At 58.3% G+C, this 17,424-nt stretch carries 16 protein-coding genes and 2 pseudogenes; 12 read left to right on the plus strand and 6 right to left on the minus strand.

Going from position 1 to position 17,424, the window contains the following annotated elements; genetic code table 11:
* Positions 1 to 210: 210 nt before the first annotated feature.
* The gene (locus tag ABE456_RS25485; RefSeq protein WP_346646409.1) at positions 211 to 828 is read left to right on the plus strand and encodes a dTMP kinase; all 618 of its coding nucleotides are present in this window, start codon (positions 211 to 213) and stop codon (positions 826 to 828) included.
* 80 nt (positions 829 to 908) lie between these two features.
* On the opposite strand, the gene ABE456_RS25490 is transcribed toward ABE456_RS25485, so the two are convergent.
* Entirely contained in the window at positions 909 to 1,349 is a 441-nt protein-coding gene (locus ABE456_RS25490) for an Lrp/AsnC family transcriptional regulator (RefSeq protein ID WP_021784634.1), read from the minus strand.
* 143 nt (positions 1,350 to 1,492) lie between these two features.
* On the opposite strand from ABE456_RS25490, the gene ABE456_RS25495 reads away from it, so the two are divergent.
* Both ABE456_RS25495 and ABE456_RS25500 read left to right on the plus strand, forming a co-directional pair.
* Positions 1,493 to 4,540 (plus strand): aminotransferase class III-fold pyridoxal phosphate-dependent enzyme, encoded by a 3,048-nt coding sequence (locus tag ABE456_RS25495; protein WP_346646410.1) that lies wholly within the window; start codon positions 1,493 to 1,495, stop codon positions 4,538 to 4,540.
* Between the two features lie 238 nt (positions 4,541 to 4,778).
* Positions 4,779 to 5,720, plus strand: coding sequence for a hypothetical protein (locus ABE456_RS25500; RefSeq protein ID WP_346646411.1), 942 nt, complete (start codon positions 4,779 to 4,781; stop codon positions 5,718 to 5,720).
* A gap of 90 nt (positions 5,721 to 5,810) precedes the next feature.
* On the opposite strand, the gene ABE456_RS25505 is transcribed toward ABE456_RS25500, so the two are convergent.
* The 3 genes and pseudogenes from ABE456_RS25505 to ABE456_RS25515 form a co-directional block, all read right to left on the minus strand.
* Entirely contained in the window at positions 5,811 to 5,990 is a 180-nt protein-coding gene (locus tag ABE456_RS25505; protein ID WP_346646412.1) for a hypothetical protein, read from the minus strand.
* A 123-nt stretch (positions 5,991 to 6,113) separates the two neighbouring features.
* The gene (locus ABE456_RS25510; RefSeq protein WP_201200837.1) at positions 6,114 to 6,467 is read right to left on the minus strand and encodes a RidA family protein; all 354 of its coding nucleotides are present in this window, start codon (positions 6,465 to 6,467) and stop codon (positions 6,114 to 6,116) included.
* Between the two features lie 148 nt (positions 6,468 to 6,615).
* A pseudogene (locus ABE456_RS25515) lies at positions 6,616 to 6,885 on the minus strand (transporter); the annotation flags it as partial.
* A 115-nt stretch (positions 6,886 to 7,000) separates the two neighbouring features.
* On the opposite strand from ABE456_RS25515, the gene ABE456_RS25520 reads away from it, so the two are divergent.
* Positions 7,001 to 8,401, plus strand: a complete 1,401-nt coding sequence (locus ABE456_RS25520; RefSeq protein ID WP_346646413.1) for a DUF2252 domain-containing protein — start codon at positions 7,001 to 7,003, stop codon at positions 8,399 to 8,401.
* A 166-nt stretch (positions 8,402 to 8,567) separates the two neighbouring features.
* A complete protein-coding gene (locus ABE456_RS25525; RefSeq protein ID WP_346646414.1) occupies positions 8,568 to 9,356 on the plus strand; it encodes an NAD(P)-binding domain-containing protein in 789 nt (262 codons plus the stop codon).
* Between the two features lie 82 nt (positions 9,357 to 9,438).
* On the opposite strand, the gene ABE456_RS25530 is transcribed toward ABE456_RS25525, so the two are convergent.
* Positions 9,439 to 10,491 carry a proline racemase family protein gene (locus tag ABE456_RS25530; RefSeq protein ID WP_336333228.1) on the minus strand — a complete coding sequence of 351 codons (1,053 nt, stop codon included), beginning with the start codon at positions 10,489 to 10,491 and terminating at the stop codon, positions 9,439 to 9,441.
* Positions 10,492 to 11,035: 544 nt separating this feature from the next.
* Between ABE456_RS25530 and ABE456_RS25535 the strand changes: the two are divergent.
* The 3 genes and pseudogenes from ABE456_RS25535 to ABE456_RS25545 form a co-directional block, all read left to right on the plus strand.
* Positions 11,036 to 11,263: pseudogene (locus ABE456_RS25535) on the plus strand (MFS transporter); the annotation flags it as partial.
* A 35-nt stretch (positions 11,264 to 11,298) separates the two neighbouring features.
* Positions 11,299 to 11,649, plus strand: a complete 351-nt coding sequence (locus tag ABE456_RS25540; protein ID WP_346646415.1) for a cupin domain-containing protein — start codon at positions 11,299 to 11,301, stop codon at positions 11,647 to 11,649.
* An 11-nt stretch (positions 11,650 to 11,660) separates the two neighbouring features.
* Positions 11,661 to 12,002: a RidA family protein gene (locus tag ABE456_RS25545; RefSeq protein WP_336333231.1), complete on the plus strand. Its 342-nt coding sequence runs from the start codon at positions 11,661 to 11,663 to the stop codon at positions 12,000 to 12,002.
* Positions 12,003 to 12,063: 61 nt separating this feature from the next.
* Here ABE456_RS25545 and ABE456_RS25550 read toward each other — a convergent pair whose 3' ends face one another.
* Positions 12,064 to 13,125: a GlxA family transcriptional regulator gene (locus ABE456_RS25550; protein ID WP_346646416.1), complete on the minus strand. Its 1,062-nt coding sequence runs from the start codon at positions 13,123 to 13,125 to the stop codon at positions 12,064 to 12,066.
* Between the two features lie 217 nt (positions 13,126 to 13,342).
* Between ABE456_RS25550 and ABE456_RS25555 the strand changes: the two genes are divergently transcribed.
* From ABE456_RS25555 to ABE456_RS25570, 4 genes are all read left to right on the plus strand, one after another.
* Complete coding sequence (locus ABE456_RS25555) at positions 13,343 to 14,734, plus strand: FAD-binding oxidoreductase (protein ID WP_346646417.1); 1,392 nt, start codon at positions 13,343 to 13,345, stop codon at positions 14,732 to 14,734.
* A gap of 11 nt (positions 14,735 to 14,745) precedes the next feature.
* Positions 14,746 to 15,714: an NAD(P)-dependent oxidoreductase gene (locus ABE456_RS25560; protein ID WP_346646418.1), complete on the plus strand. Its 969-nt coding sequence runs from the start codon at positions 14,746 to 14,748 to the stop codon at positions 15,712 to 15,714.
* Positions 15,711 to 17,162, plus strand: coding sequence for an aldehyde dehydrogenase family protein (locus tag ABE456_RS25565; RefSeq protein WP_346646419.1), 1,452 nt, complete (start codon positions 15,711 to 15,713; stop codon positions 17,160 to 17,162). Before ABE456_RS25560 ends, ABE456_RS25565 begins: the two co-directional genes overlap by 4 nt.
* A gap of 94 nt (positions 17,163 to 17,256) precedes the next feature.
* Positions 17,257 to 17,424, plus strand: a 168-nt coding sequence (locus ABE456_RS25570; protein WP_254171103.1) for a thiamine pyrophosphate-binding protein, incomplete at its 3' end; no start/stop codon positions are given.

The following is a 17,424-nucleotide window of genomic DNA, read 5'->3' on the forward strand; positions in this document are numbered from 1 at the left end:
GCGGCTTCGCAGCCCTCTCGCGACACATGGCCGCTCCTACAAGGGTTGCGCAAGCCTTTACAGATGTTCCCTCACGCTATTCACCCAGCATCTGCGTCAGCATCCAGGCGTGATCCTCAGTCGCCATGATCTTCTTCCCCCATCCTACCCCTTGAAGGCAGGCTGCGATCAATGGTCTGATCGCGCGCCTAGCCCAACTGGTACTGAACCATGAACCGCCCGCTGTTTGTTTCCATGGATGGGCCCAAGGGCACCGGCAAAACCACACTGCTGGAGGCCGTTACTCAAGCCCTGAGGGCGGACAACATGAAGGTGATCCGCCTTTGCGAGAAAAAGAGCGACCCCTTCAGGGGGGAAACCATGGCCCTCGTCAACCAGCTCGTCAGAAACCCCTCGCGGGAGCTGGAGTTGCAGGTATGCGAGCGCTTTGCCGAGAGCCGCGCCTGGATTTCCCAGCACGTTTTGCCACGCCAGCCACAGGGGAGCATCATCCTGATCGATCGCTGGTACCCGTCTGATGCTGCGTTTCGCCGCACAGTGCCGTTTGCCGAGATCTTGCGCCTGAACATCGAACGCGGTGTACGCGTACCCGATTTGCATGTGGGGGTAGTCACCACCCCTGAAACTTCATGGGCAAGGGCTGCGGCACGTACACGGGGGCTGGGTAGTACGGTGATTTTCAACCTGGAGGAGCAGGTTGCCTGCACCGAAGCGTTCGAGCATGCGGTTGCCGCCAACGGATGGCTGCTGTGCCGTAATGAAGGGAGTATCGATGCTGCAACGCGGCAAGTGGTTTCCGAGATTTGGAAAGTGCTTCGGTCACAATGATAGATGCAAGAGGGGGCTTTACGCCCCCTAATACATACGGTGCCTCATTGAGCTTGGCTCATACCTGACGCTACGGTTTGTCAGGCGCCCTGGCGGTCGATGTCGCGGCGCAGGACGACCGAGGTGGTGATGTCATCCACTGATTCGTGACGTGCCACGTTGTCGCGCACCTGGTTGAGGTCGTCGATTGTGCGGGTCTCGACTTCGACCACCAGGTCGAGCTGGCCGCTCACCGAGGAAACGCGGCGTACGCGCGCGTCGGTTGCCAGTTGGTCGAGCAGCCCCATGGCAGGCGTGCGTTGCAATGTCACCAGCAAGATCGCACGGATGACGTTGGCGTCTATTTCGCCGATGTCGGCGCGATAACCACGAATGATTCCGCTGCGTTCCAGGTTGGCTACGCGCTCGGTCGTGGCGCTTCTGGAAAGGCCTATGCGGCCGGCTAATGCTTTCAGCGCAATGCGCGCGTCCTTCGAAAGTACTTCAAGAATCTCACGATCTTTTGCGTCCAGGTCACGCATTGCACCACCTAATAAGCTCGCCGTCTTTATGCCGGCCAGAACCGGCATAATGCCTGTTGATCCCGACCGTATGCAGGGTGTCGGTTTCGGCAGTGCGTGACAAGCTATTGAAAAAACTATTTGCTCGCTCGGAACGTGATGATATGACAGACCTTTCCCACCCGGCACCTCGGTTTTCGGCAAGCGATGCAGAGGGCCTCGCAAAAGATTTCTTCAATGTCACCGGCACTGCAACGCCCCTGGACGGGGAGCGTGACCGCAATTACCGGCTGGATACTGGCGTAGATGCAGGCTGGATCCTGAAAATCGTCAACGCCACCGAGCCCAGGGTTGAAAGCGAGTTTCAAACCGCGCTGCTCGGTCACCTGGCTGTGCATGGCGCGCACTTGGGCGTACCGCACTTGCGGGCCAGTGTGGCGGGCGACTTCTTGCCGAGCGTGGCCAGTGCCACGGGTGAACAGCACGCTTTGCGCCTGGTCAGCTGGTTGCCGGGTACTCCGCTCGCCGAGGCCAAGCGTAGCTTTGCGTTGATGAGCAACTTCGGCCGGGCGCTCGGTGAACTTGACCGCGCCCTGCAGGGCTTCATGCACCCAGGTGCTGTCCGCGACCTGGACTGGGACCTGCGCCATGCCGCGCGTTCACGTTCGCGCCTGCACTTCATCAACAACCCTGAGCGTCGGGCAATTGCAGAGCGTTTCATCACCCGCTTTGAACAGACCGTACAGCCTAAGCTGGCCTCACTCCGGGCGCAGGTGATCCACAACGACGCCAACGACTGGAACATACTGCTCGATGCCGAAACTACTGGTAACGTGACCGGCTTCATCGACTTCGGCGATGCGGTGCACACCGTGTTGATTGCCGAGGTTGCTATCGCCAGTGCGTACGCCATTCTCGACATGGACGACCCGATTGGCGCCGCTGCTGCGTTGGTGGCCGGCTTCCATGAAAAGTACCCGCTGCAAACGCAAGAGCTTGATGTGCTGTTCAACCTGATCGCCATGCGCCTGGTCATCAGCGTTACGTTCTCCGCTTCCCGGCAGGATCAAACCGGCGACAACCCCTACCTGGCGATCAGTGAAGCGCCTGCCTGGCGCCTGCTGGAACAGCTTGATTCAATGAACCCGCGGCTGGCCACCGGCATTCTGCGCAAGGCGTGTGGTTTCGATGCCATCGAAGGTGCGGGCGAAGTTCGCCGCTGGATCGCCGCCAACCACAAATCGTTTGCCGACCTGGTGCGCCCATCGGCTGCCATCCTGAACAAGGTGATTGCCCCGTTTGGCGACGCTAGCCACGAGATGACCATCGCTTCAGCCGAGCAGCGCCCAGCCGATGCTACCCGTTGGTGGGATGAGTTTTCTGCCGCGCACAAGGTACCGCTGGCCATTGGGCCCTGGGGCGAGTTACGTGCCATCTACACTCACAGTGCCTTCGAGTCACGCTTCATCAGTGGGCAACGCCGCACGTTGCATGTGGGTGTCGACCTGGTGATGCCTGCTGGTACGCCGCTTTACGCGCCCGTCGCTGGCACCGTAAAAAGCGTTGAGGTTGAACCCGGCCCGCTGAGTTATGGTGGCCTGGTGATGATCGAGCACACGCTAGCCGGTTGCCCGCCATTCCTGACCCTGTGGGGGCACATGGCTCATGAGGTGCTGGGCCGCTTGCAGGCTGGTGACAAGCTCGAAGCCGGCGACCTGGTCGGCTACATGGGCACGGATCAGGAAAACGGCGGGTGGATTCCCCACCTGCATCTGCAGATGACCACCGATACCCAGCTGAGCGCGAGCGAGATCATTGGCGTAGGTGAGCCAGAGTACCGTGAAGTCTGGGCCGACCTGTTCCCCGACGCATCGGCGCTGGCCGGTATCCCAGCCGAAACCTTCAGCCAGGAGGGGTTGAGCAAGGCCGAGATCATCGCCAAACGCAAGGCGTTGCTGCTGCCGAACCTGTCGATTTCGTACACCGACCCGATCAAGTTCGTGCGTGGCGATGGTGTGTGGCTGATCGACAACTTTGGCCGGGCCTACCTGGATTGCTTCAACAACGTTTGCCACCTGGGCCATAGCCACCCTGACGTGGTCGAAGCCTTGACGCGCCAGGCTGGCCTGCTCAACACCAACACACGCTACCTGCACGATTACATCGTCGAGTACGCCGAGCGCCTGACCGGCACGCTGCCAGAGGGGCTATGCGTAGCGTCCTTCGGTTGCTCGGGCAGTGAGGCCAACAGCCTGATGCTGCGCATGGCGCGTAACTATACCGGCAGTGACCAGGCGATCGTGCTGGACTGGGCCTACCACGGCACCACGCAAGAGCTCATCGACCTGAGCCCTTACAAGTACAAGCGCAAGGCTGGCAAGGGCAGGGCGGCGCATGTTTACGAGGCGGTGGTGCCGGAGAGCTACTACGCCCCCGAGGACTGGCCAGTGGAAGAGCACGGCAAGCGTTTTGCCGAGTCTGTAGCCGACCAACTGGACGCCATGCGCAAGGCCGGCAAGCGCCCCGGGTTCTTCCTGGCCGAGTCGATCCCGAGCGTGGCGGGGCAGGTGTTCCTGCCCGAGCACTACCTCAAGGAGGTGTACGCCATGGTCCGCGCCGAAGGCGGGCTGTGCCTGGCCGATGAGGTGCAGGTCGGCTTTGGCCGCGTCGGTAGCCACTGGTGGGCCTTCGAGACCCAGGGCGTGGTGCCGGATGCTGTCACCATGGGCAAGCCGATCGGCAACGGCCACCCGATGTCGGCGGTGGTGACCACGCGCGAGGTTGCCGATGCCTTCAACAATGGCATGGAGTACTTCAATACCTTCGCTGGCAACCCGGTGTCGTGCGCGGTAGGCCTGGCGGTGCTCAATGCAATTGAGCGCGACAAGCTGAAAGAGAACGCCTTGGACGTTGGCAATTACCTGCTCGATGGTTTCCGCAAGCTGCAGCAGCAATTTGACGTGATTGGTGATGTGCGCGGGTTGGGCCTGTTCCTCGGTATCGTGCTGGTTACTGACCGCAAATCCAAGGCCCCGGCCACCGCCTTGGCCAGGAAAGTGGCGGATGGCGCCAGAGAGCGTGGCGTGTTGATTGGTACCGAAGGCCCGCATGACAACGTGCTGAAAATGCGGCCATCGATGATTTTCAGCAGGGCCAATGCCGATTTTCTTCTTGAGGTGCTGAAAGACAGCTTTGCCGCGGCGCTCAAGTAACCACTCTGGGCGGGCAGGGCGTGCCAATGGGCACGCCTTGGGTCGTGTGATCACGCCTTTGAATGATTTGACCACTTACATAACCTCAAACTAGCCTGTACTTACATTCAATATTTGCCTGCATTCGCAGCCTGCAGTTTCGCCGCGTGGCGTACATCCATTAAGTGAAGTCTTCAACTTGGCGCATGGTGCCTGACATCTGGGCTTACGTGGTCAGGGGCACTGCGGGAGAACTGTCATGGCAGATGAAGCGAACAGGCCGCTGTCGGCCTGGGGGAAAGTCCAGAGCGGCGTTGCAGTTCTCAGCGCGATCATTGGCGTGGTGTCGGCTTATCAGGCCCTGCAATCGAAGAGTGCTGCCGACGCGTCAGCTGACAAAGCGATGCAAGCCAAGATGGTATTGGAAACGCAGGCCAATGAGCGCGCCGAAAAGGAAACCAGGGTAAGGCTTGATGCCATTGCTTATGAGGCTGTTGTTAAAGTGCTCGAACTGGACCGAGCCACCGTTCCTTCAACACTTGCTGAAAAGCGAGAACGGGCAGTGCTCGCACTCGTGTTAGTCACTGCCAGTGATCAGATGAGACAACCCTTGATTGAAGTACTTGGCGCGGGTGAAGGGGTCAGTGCAAGCGTCAAGACTGAGGCGAAGCAGGCCTCGGACGTGTTGAAGTTCGTAGGAAGCCTTGCTCGCGATAACAACGAAGTGTACGCCGCGACTGAACCGCAAGCACCAACTGCAACGCCAGGTGTGGCTATCAATGCAGAGACCGGGCGGTTGTTGAAGGGGTATCGGGTCGTCATTTTCAGTTGCCAGACCGCAAATAATCGGCAGATGGAGGAGGCTCAAGTCGCCGCAGCCAGAACATTGCTCGAAGAACTCAATTCAAACGCCGAAATCCGTCCACTGAATATTGTGTGGAGCACCAAGGTTGTGCCTGAGTTGCTCAACTCCGCGCCTGGCTACAGCATCCAGACCAACCAGATCCGCTTCAACCCAGACGACAGTGAAGATGCTCCAAGTCTGGCCCTCAAAGCAGCCTTGGAGGCTATGCCAACGGCTAAAGCAAATGGTATTTCGTTTGAGCGTCGGGCGGTATCCCAGCGCACACCCGGCTATTTGAGTGTGTTTCTTTGCGGGGTACGGCCTGAAGGGAGCAATGCTCAGGCCGCAATCGAATAATCCCGTTAATTGCACTTGTGCCATACGCTGTACCTGTAGGAGCGGCTTTAGCCGCGAACACCGGCGCAGCCGGTGCCATACAACGCGTGCTCAAGGTTGAGCTTTTTTGCCCTGCGCACGTTGTAAGCGTGCGACTGCGAGCTGCACCCCGAATGCCACCAGGCAGAGCAAGCCGATTTTCCAGCTGCCTTCGAGGCCGAAGTGTTCGGCTATCTTGCCGGTGACGATGACGCTTACGAAAATGGCTACAGGTAGGATCAGCTTGTTCATCAGGTTTTCCAGTGGCGAACGACCAGGGCACAGCAGTTGGCCCACAGGGTACCCGACCAAACGCACAAAGCCGCAGCCTTTTGTTGAAAAGACTGCGGCTTTGTTTTTCAGGCGCTGAGGCTATCAGCCCTGCACGGCCACCACGGACATTTCCACCAGCAGGCTCGGCTTGAACATGGCCGCTTCGACGCAGGCGCGTGCTGGTGCATGACCTTCTGCCACCCAGGCTTCCCAGACTTCGTTGAGCCCGGCGAAATCGTTGATGATGTCCTTGAGGTAGATGGTTACCGAAAGGATCTTCGACTTGTCGCTGCCGGCTTCAGCCAGCAGCGCATCGATGTTGGCCAGGGTTTCGGCGGTTTGAGTGCGGATATCGGCTTCATGGTTGTTGGCGAGCTGGCCGGCCAGATAAACGACACCGTTGTGGATTACGGTGTTGCTCAGGCGCTTGTTGCTGTGCAGACGCTGGATTGCCATGGTGGCGGGTTACCTTGTGGTTGTTTTGGTGATAAATGCGAAGCTCGAAAGTGTATCGAGAGGCGGCTAGTTGAATTAACTGAATGAAGGAAGGATTTCGGTTATTAATAGTGACAAAACAATGCGTTACGTGACGAAACGGCATGGTTCAGCGCGGGAAGAGCAGCGTCATGGCAAAGCATAAGCCCCAGCCTTGCGGCCCATTGTCTGGCGAATCGAGCCAGTAGCGTGGGCCCGCCTGGACGGTGATGGGGTGGCCCCCGATCTTGAACAGCTGAGTGACAGTCAGGTTGACCGGGATCGCCCATTCCCTGGTCTGCCAGTCGTAGGTCGACTCGCTGTTGATGCCCAAGGTGGTCAATGATGCGTTGGTGTACGAAAGAAACGGCTGCAAGAACGTCAGATCGAACCCTACGCGCCGAAGCCGAGAGCTGGCGAAGCCAATAAGCGCTGCTAGATTAAGCGCATAAACCCGTATTTTTGCTGGTTCTTCGCGGGTGGGAGTGATTTCTTCCAGAGGAGTCGATCGCATCATGGCATCGCGACGTGCAACTGCTCGCAAGAACACAGACGATAGTGTACCGAACCCGATTTTTCGTGCGCGCGAGGAGCGCGTCGCCGATGGCAAGCGCTTGCGCGACAAGGTGCCGCGCGAGAGCCATGGCAAATGGAAGCCTGCGCGCCAGCGCGACGTCATTGCCCTGCTGGAAAAGTCCAACCGCGACCGCCTGCAGGAACTGGTGCCAATCCGCTATGGGCGCATGCTGCGCAGCCCCTTCACCTTCTTGCGTGGCTCGGCAGGGCTGATGGCCTACGACTTGGCTCAGGTCCCGAACATCGGGGTCAATGTGCAGGCCTGTGGCGATTGCCACCTGCTCAATTTTGGTCTGTTCGCCACCCCCGAGCGCAACCTGGTGTTCGACCTCAACGACTTCGACGAGACCCTGCCGGCGCCCTGGGAGTGGGACATCAAACGGTTGGTCGCCAGCTTTGCCGTGGCGGCCCGCGACAATGGCGCGGTCGACGCACAAGCCCATAAAGCCGCAGCTGCCTGCGCACGGGCTTACCGTGAACACCTTCGGCGCTTTTCGAAGATGAAACCGCTGGAGGTCTGGTACTCGCGGCTGGACGCGCAAACGTTGATCGAAACCGCCCCGGACGCCAAGGCCCGCAAGTTCCGCCAGCAATTGTTCGACCGCGCCCGTGAGCGCGTGATGGAGAGCGTGTTTCCGAAGATCGCCGGGCAGGTTGGCGGTCAGCCGCGCATCGTCGACCAGCCACCGGTCATCCAGCATGTCGATGAGCCGGACTTTCTTGAACGCGTGCACAGCAGCCTGCAGGCCTATCGGCTGAGCCTGTCGGACGAGCGCCGGGTGCTGCTGGACCGCTATCGCCTGGTGGATGCCGCGCTCAAGGTGGTCGGTATCGGCAGCGTGGGCACGCGCTGCTATATCGGGCTTTTGTTTTCCGAAGAAAACCACCCGTTGATCCTGCAGTTCAAGGAGTCCTGCCGCTCGGTGCTGGAACCTTATGCGGGCAAGAGTCAGTACGACAATCAGGGGCAGCGGGTGGTGATGGGGCAGCGGCTGATGCAGTCGTCCAGCGACATATTGCTGGGTTGGGTCAGAGGCCCGGCCGGGTACGACTTCTTCGTCCGGCAATTGCGCGACATGAAAATGTCGGTGCCGCTGGAACACATCAACATCACTCAACTGGAGCGCTATGCCGAGTTCTGCGGCATGACCCTGGCGCGCGCGCACGCCAAGTCCGGTGATGCTGCGACCATCACCGGCTACCTGGGCAAGAGCGACATTTTCGACCAGGCCCTTGGCGACTTTTCGTTGCTGTATGCCGACCAGACCGAGCGTGACCATGCGCGGCTGCTTAAGGCGGTACGCTCAGGTCGGGTGAAAGTGATCTACGAAGAAGAATGACGGCGCGAGCTGATATAAAAACTACCACGACTCGTCCCGCTCGTTATATGCCCGCAGGTATTACGGTGACATAGTAAAAGCATGACGCCGCCGCGCATTTATTGGTCGAAGCCCCTTTATGCACCGCGGTCAGTTCGAAGCTGATCAGAATGGTAGAGGGAAAATCATGAGTGTCTTGGGTATCTTGGGTGTCGGAGAACTTGCAGATAAGCTGGTGAGGGGGCTGCGTCGTAGTGGCTACACCGGTGCCATCCTCCTGTCTTCCCGAAACGCGGAGTGCGCAGCCCAACTTGAGGGTGACTGCGGTTGCCGCATCATGGATAGCAATCAGGCCGTGGTCGATGGAGCGGATACGGTCATCGTAGGCGTCCGGCCGGGAACGCTTGATGAGCTGGCTGCTCAGGTTTCATTCCGTGAAGGTCAGCACCTCGTATCCTTGTTGGCTGGTATCTCTCTAGAGCAGCTATCCGCAGCATTCCCGGGTGCGAGCTGTGTGCGTGTCATGCTGTCTTATGGCGCGCTGTTCAATCAGTCCACTATTGTTATTTGCCCGCCTGACCCTCGAGCTGAGGAGCTATTGAAGCCGCTTGGGCAATTGGTGGTGGTTGAAGATGAGTCATCATTCGAACTGGCAACGGTAGCGGCATGCATGAATGGCTGGTTCTACTTCTTGCTTCACGATTTGCAGCAGTGGCTGAGTGAAAAGGGCCTTTCTGCACAAGATGCGAGAACGCTAGTGCTAGGCAATTTGCAGGACTGTATTGCCAGGGCGCATTACCATCCTGAGCAGTCCCTGAGCGAGCTTGGGCAATCGATCGCCACTCCAGGCACGTTTACCTATGCCGGTCTGGAGGTGCTGATGCATCAGCCTGTCAGTGCCAGTTGGGGAGCAGCGTGTGAGGTGGTTCTGGATGCGCTGCTGACCCGCTCGAAGCTGGAAGCACAAAAACCATAACGTGATCAGACCGTTTGGGAGGATGCTCGTGCATTCCTCCCTGTTAAGTCTTCGAGCGCGTCAGTCGACGCCACCCATCAGGTCAAGCCCAGATATCCCCGATGGTGAAGCCTTCGGTGAATGGATCGTCGTGGTCCAGCACGAAGGTGTTCAGGCCATAGATCCAGCTGGTGCCGGTAACGGTCGGCACTACGGCCTTGTGCTGGCCAATAGTGGTTTCTTCGATCAGGCGGCCGGTGTAGATATTGCCGAGGATGCCTTGGTGGCGGAAATCCTGGTTCAGCGGCAGTTCACCTTTGGCGTGCAGGGTTGCCATTTTGGCACTGGTGCCAGTGCCGCATGGGCAGCGGTCCAATGCGCCCGTCCAAGTGGCAGGGTCATCCCACGAGAAAGTGCCAGAGGACATGGTGACGGTGTTCTTCCAGTCAGCTTTTGGATCGTCGGACGGGCCGGACAACTGCGAGATGGTGATGCCTACGCCAGGATAGTCTGGGTGAGCGACCGGCAACTGCTCGATGGCGGCCTCGCGGATCATCGACGAAACGCGGGCGATTTCACCGCCGTGCTCAGGTTTGAGTTCCAGGCCTTTGAACTGACGTACATCGGCGATGACGTAGAACATGCCACCCCAACCGACGTCGACGCGAACTTTACCCAAGTGGGGTACGTCGATGACCGCATCGAGATGAGCAGCGAAGGCGGGAACGTTCTGGAAAGTAACGCCTTTGACCTTGCCGTTCTCGCACTGGGCTTTGATTCGGATCAGGCCTGCGGGCGCTTCGAGCGTTAGCTCTGTCACCGGCTCTGTCATTGGCAGCATGCCCATCTCGAGCAGCACGGTCACTACCGAGATGGTGTTGCCGCCAGACATCACGGGGTACTCGATCTGCTCCATGATGACATAGCCAGCGTCAGCCTCAGGATGGCAGGGCGGCACGATAATGTTGCAGCAGTGTGCTGGATAGCCGCGCGGTTCACGCAGCATCAGCTTGCGCAACTGGTCATCATTCTCTTCCAGCCATTTCATCTTGGCGTATACGGTGTCGCCAGGAATATGCGGGACGCCGCCAGTAATGACACGCATCGGGGTGCCGGCGTGGGTGTCGACCGCGTGAATGGTTCTTTTGAAGGCCATGGGAACTCCAGCTTATTGTTCATATATACAGACAAGCACGCACCCTAGCGCTACGCGCTCTTAGAGAGCCGGGACACGCATCGCGGTAGGGCAACATCGTACGGATAGCATCAATGCAACCTGTGCACGTCTCCGTATGCGCGCACTCTCTCACCCTTGTTGATCACGGCCCTATAACGTTTGGGACATCTCATGTGATGATCGGGCAAGTCTGCTGACGGGGTGGGTACGCGGCCTCAAATTTTCGGGTGCCGGAGGATTCGTACCACGACTTGTCATAATCGTTATATGGGCCTGTGTGCAGGAGTGACATAGTGATTCACAGGTCGGGCGCGATGCTTGGTTGCAGCTCTAAGTGACTGATTTAGGAGAGGGAGTTGTACAGAGCAAGCACGCTACAAACGTCAGCGCGCAACTTTGGTGTGCCCGTGAATTTGTAATATTGGACCTTGCGACACAGTGATTAGTTGGGCGTTACTGCAATAACAGATATAAAAGGAAACTTCAATGTTGAGTTGTAAACGATCCATTGAAGATGCTTCCTCGCGCCTCTGGTGTTGGTCTGGCTATTTCACTTTCACGCATCGGCGCTGCTGCCGGTACTTACCTTGTGCCTATTTCTCTGGCATCACTCGGCATTGGTCCCACCATGCTGGCTGCTGCTGCGACCTCCCTGTTCGGCGCTCTGGTCTCGTGGTGGCTTGCTCCAGAGACCGCGAAGCTCGACCTGCAACAGGCTTCTTCCCTGGATGTTTGCGCCGGCGCGCGCTGATCCAGACATTTCAATCAAACGGAGGATTTTTTTTCATGAGCCAAGTTCTTACTGTCGTGCGTCAAGCTGCTGAGTCCTCGCTGGGTGAGATGGCCCCGGCAAAGCTGCCAATCGGTGACGTAATCGCCCATGCAGCGACTGGTCAGCATCAGGCTGATGAAGCGGTTAACGCAGCGATTGGTGTGTGGGAAAGCAGCCCAGGCGTTTTCCGTCGCCACCTGAAAAACCGCGAGTTCAGCCACATCGTAAGCGGCTCCTGCACCTTCACTCCCGACGGCGGTGCGCCTGTTGAGCTGCGTGCTGGTGATGCTGTGCTGTTCCCGGAAAACTGTGAAGGCGTCTGGAACATCCACGAGACGCTGCGCAAGACCTACGTCCTGTTCTGAGGAGCTGGCACATGATTGAGCGTATTAATCCAGGCAAGCGTGCCAGTCAGCTGGTTGTCATCGGTGGGCGGATTGAGACTTCCGGCATCGTGGCAGAGAATCTTGACGGCGATATCGCTGAGCAGACCCGCTGCGTGCTGCGGCAGTTGGAGGCTTGGTTGGCCCAGGTGGGTGCTACCAAGGCCAATCTGTCGCGTATGCAGATCTGGCTGGCCGATATGGCTGAGTTCGATCGCATGAACGAAGTGTACGACGCCTGGGTGGGCGAAGCTCCGCCTGTGCGGGCTTGCGTCGGCGCGCCGCTTGCTGCGCCTGGCTATCGCATTGAGATTCAAGCTTTCGGTCAGTTGTAGTCACGGGCTTGAAGTACAAAAAGGCCGCCGCAACTCAGGGTTGCGGCGGCCTTTTTTGTGGCTACAGGTCTGGGTCCAGGCCCGCGCTGTCCCCGTGCCAGTCGAAGCGTTCCACTTCGTGGCGCCGTTTGCGGAACGTGTAGGGTGTTTCTCCGTACAGCTTGCGGAACCAAAGAATAAAGTGTGACGCATCGGAGAAGCCGCAGGCTAATGCGATGGTGGTGATGTTCTGGCTGGTATTCACCAACAAACGGCGCGCATGCTCCAGGCGTAATTTGCGCCAATAGTTGGCGGGTGGCTCTTGCGTGTTGGCGACAAATTCACGATGGAGCTGCCGTGGGTGGGTGCCTACCGCTTCCGCAACCGTTTGAAGGGTCATCGACGCGTCTAAATGCGCTCGCATGAACTCGATGGCGCGTTGAACTCTGTCGTTCTGATACACGCTTTCACTGGCTGCTGCCGCTCTCTCATCTTCCCGGCGTTCCTCCACTAGCAGGTACTCAAGGCCTTTCTGGGCGCGTACAGCGCCGCAGTGACGTCTGATCAGGTTCGCTGCCAAGTCGATGGCGGTGCCGCCGGGACAGGTGATGATTCCTCGATCGTCGACATAGCTCTTGTCGATGACCATTGTCGAGGCGGGGAAACGCTCTTTGAACTCGTCTCTCAATGTGAAGTGCACGGCACAGCGACGGCCGTCTAGTAGACCTGCTTTTCCCAATACGAATGACCCGGAGCACAGGGCGATGATCGGTATGTGCGCAGCGTTCACGCTCCGTAGCGCGTCGAGCAGCCAGTCGGGCGGATTCCTGGTTTCTCCAAGCAGCCCTCCAGCAATGACGATGTAGTCGTACTGGGCGAACATGTTCAGGGGCTTGGTCGGGTGGATGGGCATGCCGCAGCTGGCGGTGATGGGCTGATCATTCAGCGTCATCCAATCCCATTGGCAGAACAGTTGCTGGCTGCGGAAGGACTTATCGGCTGCGAAGCGAAGTGAGTCTACCAGTCCGGCAACCGGCACCAAGGTGAACTGGTTCAGCAGCACAAAGCCAACCCTCAGTTCGGGTTTGACCGGCAACTTGATATCCGCCTCGAGCGGAGCGTCATAGTGCTGTTGGTGAACCATGGACGAATACCTCACCTCATCGTGACTGCCTACATTTTAGATGGAGTGCTGGGTCCGGAATATCATATCAATCTCAGCAAGTAGAAAAAACGGGACAAAAGGTGGCCCTTGGGCGTGCTTCTACCATCAATTGTCATGCTTGTTACAGCGAGAGTGCCCTCAGGGTGAGCATCATGTTGCAAAAACCAACATGCTCTTACGCAAAGGCACCCATACTATGTACCGTGGATTCTGGTATGCCCAGGCACTCGACCTGGACAGCGATCTGGCCCCTGCTTTGCAGGATTCAATTCAAGCTGACGTCTGTATCGTCGGTGGCGGTTTCCTTGGCCTGTGGTCGGCCATCCGCCTGAAACAGGCGCACCCGGAAAAAACTATCGTTATTGTCGAGCGCGACCGTTGCGGTTCTGGCGCAAGCGGGCGTAACGGCGGCGTTGCCACGAACTGGTGGGGCAAGTATCTGTCCGTGCGCACCATCTGCGGCGATGTAGAAGCTCGGCGTATTTGTGAAGCTGCTGAGTCTGCCATCGACGAAATTGGTAGCTTCTGCCAGGAGCACGGTATCGATGCTCAGTACCGTAAAGATGGTTGGCTGTGGACAGCCACTAACCAGCGCCAAATGGGCTCTTGGAAGGTGCTGACCGACGGCCTTCAAAAGCTCAATGTGAACCCATTCCAGGAACTGGATCGCGAGACCATTCGCGGTCGAGTTGGCTCGCCGCTGGTCCTGGGCGGTATCTACGACCCTAATGCCGCCACCGTGCAGCCAGCCATGCTGGCTCGCGGCCTGCGCCGAGTGGCGCTGAAGCTTGGGGTGAAGATTTTTGAGAAATCCCCGTTCACTCACCTGGAGCGCGGCAAAAACCCGGTGGTGCATACCGCTATGGGACGCGTGAAGGCTAACCACGTTGTCCTGGCACTGAATGCCTGGGGTGCTCAGTTCCCCGAGCTGCGTCGCATGATCGCGATTATGTCCAGTGACATGGTGGCCACCGCGCCGGTAAAAGCGAAGCTTGATGCTATTGGTTTCAGTGGTGGCGAGTGCATGACCGACTCGCGCACCGTACTCAACTACTGGCGCAATACACCAGATGGCCGTGTCGTGTTCGGCAAGCCATTGGGTCAGTTCGCTTACGCCGGCCGTATCGGCAATCTGTACGAAAAGCCTTCCCCGGCAGCCGACAAAGTCGCCGCCGAACTGCGTCGCCTGTACCCGCAATTGCAGGATGTACCTGTGGTCAGCAGCTGGACCGGTCCTATCGACCGAGCCATGAAAGGCTTACCGAACTTCGGCTACCTCGATCATCACCAGACCGTCAGCTACGGCATTGGCTTCTCTGGCAACGGTGTGGCTACCACGGTCTTTGCCAGCCGCATCATCAAGTCTCTGGCTACCCACGCAAACGATGAGTGGGCCAACTGTGGCTTGGTCAACCAGAAGATGAAACTGCTGCCGCCGGAGCCGTTCCGCTTCTTCGGTGCGCATATGGTGCGCGACGCTCTGGTGCGAAAGGAATCCCTTGAAGACCACGATCAGAACGCCGGCTTCATCACTCGCCAACTGGTTGCCATGGCACCGGCCGGCTACGTTCCCGCCCAGAAAAAATAAGTATCAGGATTATGAGCGAACACATTGTTTTCCTCGACGACGAGGGGCTTGCGGCCTCGACGCGTCTGAAGCGCCCTGACTGCGAACATACTTGGGAGCAGTTTGCATACACCCATGCTGACCAGGTGCTCGAGCACCTGAAGGATGCCACGGTCGCACTGACTTGCAGCGTGCCGCTGCGTGAAGAGCACCTGCGTCAATTGCCGAAACTGAAGATGATTTCGTTGGCATTGACTGGCCGCGACATTGTCGACGTCGATTACTGCGATGCTCACGGCATCGAGGTGTCCAGCGTCCCTGGGTATGCCGCGAACACGGTTGCCGAACACAGCATGGCGATGATGCTCGAACTGTTCCGTCGCCCGGCGGCTTTCAGCCGGCTTATGCGTAAAGTGCATTCAGGGCAGGCCGAGTACAAAAACATCTATTTCGACCACCGCATCCGTGATGTGCGGGGCAAACAGATGGCGATCATTGGCAGTGGTCCTATTGCCATCCGCCTGGCCGAACTGGCGCGTGCTTTTGGTATGGAAGTGTTGTTTGAAGACCGAGGCGGCAAACGTCCTGGGCTTGAGAATCGCTCGCTGGAAAGCCTACTCAGAAGCTGTGATGTCCTGTCGATCAATGCGCCATTGACGCCTGAAACCTATAACTTGATCGACGCTGACAAACTCGCGTTGATGAAGCCTGATGCTCTGGTCATCAACACCGGGCGCGGTGGCATCGTCAACGAAGCCGCTTTGATCGACGCATTGCAAAATGGCCGTTTGGGTGGAGTCGCCTTGGATGTGGTTGAAGTTGAACCGCTGCACCCAAGCAACCCGCTTTTCCAGCTGATTGACCGCGATGATTTCATCCTCAACCCGCACATTGCCTGGAGCAGTGAGGATGCCATGCAGCAGCTGATGGATCGCGCCGTCGACAACATTACTGATTTCGTTGCCCGTCACACCACTGAGAAAAGGATCCGTACCGCATGACCATCGCCACTAAAAGCAGCTTCGTTGACGGCGCTTTCGTTGCCCTGGGTAGCGGCGCTGACATTCTCGAAAACCGCAACCCATCCAATCCAGGTGAAGTGGTAGAGCGCTTTGAGCGCGCTGACCAGCACCTGACCGAACAGGCCATCGCTGCTGCACGCCGCGCTCAGCCAGCATGGGCTCGCAGCAACCCTCAGCAACGTGCGGATGCGCTGGACTTTATCGGCACCGAAATTCTCGCTCGCCGTGAAGAACTTGCTGCTCTGCTGGCCCGCGAAGAGGGCAAGATCGTTCGTGAAGCACTTGGCGAAGTTGACCGCGCTGGTCGCTCGTTTAAGTTCTACGCTCAGGAAGCCCTGCGTGCCGAGGGTGAAAAATACCAGTCGGTGCGTCAGGACGTCGGCATTGATGTGTTCACTCAGCCTCTGGGTGTGATTGGCATCATCGCTCCGTGGAACTTCCCGATTGCCATTCCGGCATGGAAGATCGCGCCGGCACTGTGCTTCGGCAACTGCGTGGTGTTCAAACCCGCTGAGCTGGTTCCATCTTCGGCCTGGGCCCTGGCCGAAATCATCAGCCGTTCCGGTCTGCCAGCTGGCGTGTTCAACATGCTGATCGGGCCTGGCCGCAGCGTAGGCGATACCATCATCCGTTCGCCAGAGATTGACGGCATCAGCTTTACCGGTTCGGAAAACACCGGGCGCCAAATCGCCAAACTCGCTGCTGAAGGTATGAAGAAGGTCCAGTTGGAAATGGGTGGCAAGAACCCATTGATCGTGCTGGATGACGCGGACCTGGAGCAGGCCGTGGACGTCGCGCTGAATGGCTCGTTCTTCAGTACCGGCCAGCGTTGCACTGCCAGCTCTCGCGTCATCGTTACTGAGGGCATTCACGATGCGTTTGTGGCACGCCTGGCCGAGCGTGCCCGTGCTCTGAAAGTAGGGGACGCATTGCAACCCTCCACCGACATCGGTCCAGTCGTGGATGGTCGCCAACTGGAGCAGAACCTGTCTTACGTAGCTAGCGGCTGTGAGCAGGGTGCCAAGTTGGTCTGTGGTGGCGAGCGCATCGAGAATGAGGCGGGTGCTTATCTCTTCACGCCTGCACTATTCACCGAAGTGACTCCCGAAATGCGCATTTATCGCGAAGAGATTTTCGGCCCAGTACTGAGCGTGCTGAAGGTCCGCGATTATGAGGAGGCATTTGCCGCCGCTGAAGATACCCAGTTTGGCCTTTCCGCCGGGATTGTGACCACTTCGCTGCGTTATGCGGAGCACTTCAAGCGTAACAGCTCGGCAGGCATGGTCATGGTAAACCTGCCAACCGCTGGTGTGGACTACCACGTCCCGTTTGGTGGGAATGGCGCTTCGAGCCTAGGCTCGCGCGAGCAAGGTACTCATGCTCGCCAATTTTTCACTCGCGTTAAAACCACGTACCAACTGGCCTGATAGCCCACCTGTACCCGAAGACCACCCACGGGGCCGCTTGCGGTCCCGCGGGTTCTGCTGCGCCTAGTACTCTGAATTTGAGGTTACAAGAAAAATGGCCAAGGCCGCCGATGTCGTTGTGCAATGCCTGGAAAACGAAGGTGTCGAATACGTGTTCGGCATTCCTGGTGAGGAAAACCTCGACCTGCTCGAATCCCTGCGCAAGTCGAAGATCAAGCTGGTACTGACCCGCCATGAGCAGTCTGCAGGTTTCATGGCTGCC

Origin of the sequence: Pseudomonas sp. TWI929 (assembly GCF_039673335.1) — a bacterium.
Classification (GTDB): Bacteria; Pseudomonadota; Gammaproteobacteria; order Pseudomonadales; family Pseudomonadaceae; genus Aquipseudomonas.